The sequence below is a fragment of the Streptomyces sp. genome, from assembly GCF_031181555.1.
Lineage (GTDB): Bacteria > Actinomycetota > Actinomycetes > Streptomycetales > Streptomycetaceae > Streptomyces > Streptomyces fimbriatus.
The window spans coordinates 1-2085 of sequence record NZ_JAPSKQ010000324.1 but is presented as its reverse complement, the minus strand read 5'-3'; the positions used below and the strand labels follow the sequence as shown (position 1 = coordinate 2085).

The 2085-nt window shown below is 75.9% G+C and carries 2 protein-coding genes; one reads left to right on the top strand and one right to left on the bottom strand.

Translation table 11 applies throughout. The features are described from left to right. Window positions 1-204: 204 nt before the first annotated feature. Complete coding sequence (locus RIM90_RS31460; protein ID WP_309064139.1) at window positions 205-690, bottom strand: carboxymuconolactone decarboxylase family protein; 486 nt, start codon at window positions 688-690, stop codon at window positions 205-207. 47 nt (window positions 691-737) lie between these two features. Here RIM90_RS31460 and RIM90_RS31455 point away from each other — a divergent pair. Then, a partial coding sequence (locus RIM90_RS31455) for a PLP-dependent aminotransferase family protein (protein ID WP_309064138.1) occupies window positions 738-2085 on the top strand: 1348 nt, incomplete at its 3' end.

Sequence of the window (2085 nt, the reverse complement as noted above, 5' to 3'; positions counted from 1 at the left end):
GGGCGATCGCCGAGGGGCGGGCGGTGGCGGCGGCCGTGGACCGTCATCTGACGGGCGGTTCGACGCTGCCGGCGCCGATCGGACCGTACGACCGGCCGATGGCGGTATGACCACCCCACGACCACCCTCCCTCGGGCCGTACTCGGCGCTCGCCCGTCCCCACCGCCTCCCCGTACTCAGCGCTCGTCCCGCCCCCCCCTGTACTCAGCGCTCGTCCGTCCCCGCCAGCTTCCCCGTGGACAGCGCCACGCGGTTCCACGTGTTGATGGTGAGGATCACGGCGAGCACCTGGGCCAGTTCCCGCTCGTCGAACCGCGCGGCGGCCTCGGCGCAGACGTCGTCCGGGACGCCCGCGCCGGCCACCAGCGTCACCGCCTCCGTGAGGGCCAGGGCCGCCTGCTCCCGCTCGGTGAAGAAGTGCCGGGCCTCGCGCCACACGGCGACCATGTGCAGCCGGTCCTCGCTCTCACCGGCCTCGCGGGCGTCGTTGGTGTGCATGTGGAGGCAGTACGCGCAGCCGTTGAGGTGGGAGGCGCGGATCCGGATCAGTTCGACGAGGGGCGGGTCGAGGCCCTCGCGGGCGGCGGCGTCGAAGGCGACCAGGGCCCGGAAGGCCCTCGGGGCGGCCTTGGCGAACTCCAGCCGGGGCGCCTTCACGGGGGTGCCGTTCGTGCTCGTGTTCGTCGTCATGCCGTTCAACCTACGGACCGGAAAGACCCACGGTAGGGTGCACTTCCGTGGCGGATTCGTGGGTCAATGCGGCGGAGCGGATCGGGTCCGACCTGCACCTGGAGCTGACGGGTCCGGGCGGCCGGCGCGCGGCGCTGATCCGGGCCCTGCGGGAGGCCGTCCGCAGCGGGCGGCTGGCTCCGGGCACCCGGCTGCCGCCGTACCGGTCGCTCGCGGCGGACCTCGGCGTGGCCCGCAACACGGTCGCGGACGCGTACGCCGAACTCGTCGCGGAGGGCTGGCTGACCGCCCGGCAGGGCTCGGGCACCCGGGTCGCGGAGCGCGCCGCGCCGCTGCGGCCGGCCGCCCGCGTGCCCCGTCGGGCGCCCGCACACGCGCGTGGTCCCCGCCACGACCTGACGCAGGGCGCCCCGGACGCCTCGGCCTTTCCGCGCACGGCCTGGCTGGCCTCCTACCGGCGGGCCCTCCAGCAGGCACCCAACGAGGTGTTCGGACCGGGCGACCCGGCAGGCCGGGCCGAACTGCGGGAGGCGCTGACCGAGTACCTCGCACGCGCGCGTGGCGTACGGACCGAGCCCGGCAGGATCGTGATCTGCTCCGGCTTCGCGCACGCGCTGCGGTTGCTGTTCGGCGGGGGCGTCCTGCGCGGGCCGCTCGCGGTGGAGGCGTACGGGCTCGGGTTCCACCGCGAGGTCCTCACCGCCGCCGGCGTGCGGACGGTGCCGCTCCCCCTGGACGAACACGGAGCCCGGGTGGACCGGCTGGGGCGCGAGCGGGCCGTGCTGCTCACGCCGGCGCACCAGTTCCCGACCGGCGGCCCCCTGCACCCGGCGCGCCGGACGGCCGTGCTCGACTGGGCCCGCGCGCGGGACGGGCTGGTCCTGGAGGACGACTACGACGGGGAGTTCCGCTACGACCGCAAGCCGGTCGGCGCCGTCCAGGGTCTGGACCCGGAGCGGGTGATCCACATCGGCTCGGTCAGCAAGAGCCTGTCCCCGGCGGTGCGGCTGGGCTGGATGGTGCTGCCGGAGCGGTACGTCGAGGCCGTGCGGGCCGCCAAGGGGGACCGGGAGGCGTGGGCGAGCGTCCTCGACCAGCTGTGTCTGGCGGACTTCATCGCGTCGGGGTCGTACGACCGGCACGTGCGGCGGATGCGGCAGCGGTACCGCGGCCGCCGGGACCGGCTGGTCGCGGCGCTCGCCGAGCACGCGCCGCACGTCGAGGTCACCGGTGTCGCGGCGGGGCTGCACGCGGTGCTGCGGCTGCCGCCCGGCACCGAGGCGTCCGCGGTCAAGGCCGCCGCCTGGCAGGGCATCGCGCTCGACGGCCTCGCCGCGTTCCGGCATCCGAAGACGGACATGCCGGCGGGCGACGGACTCGTCGTGGGGTACGCGA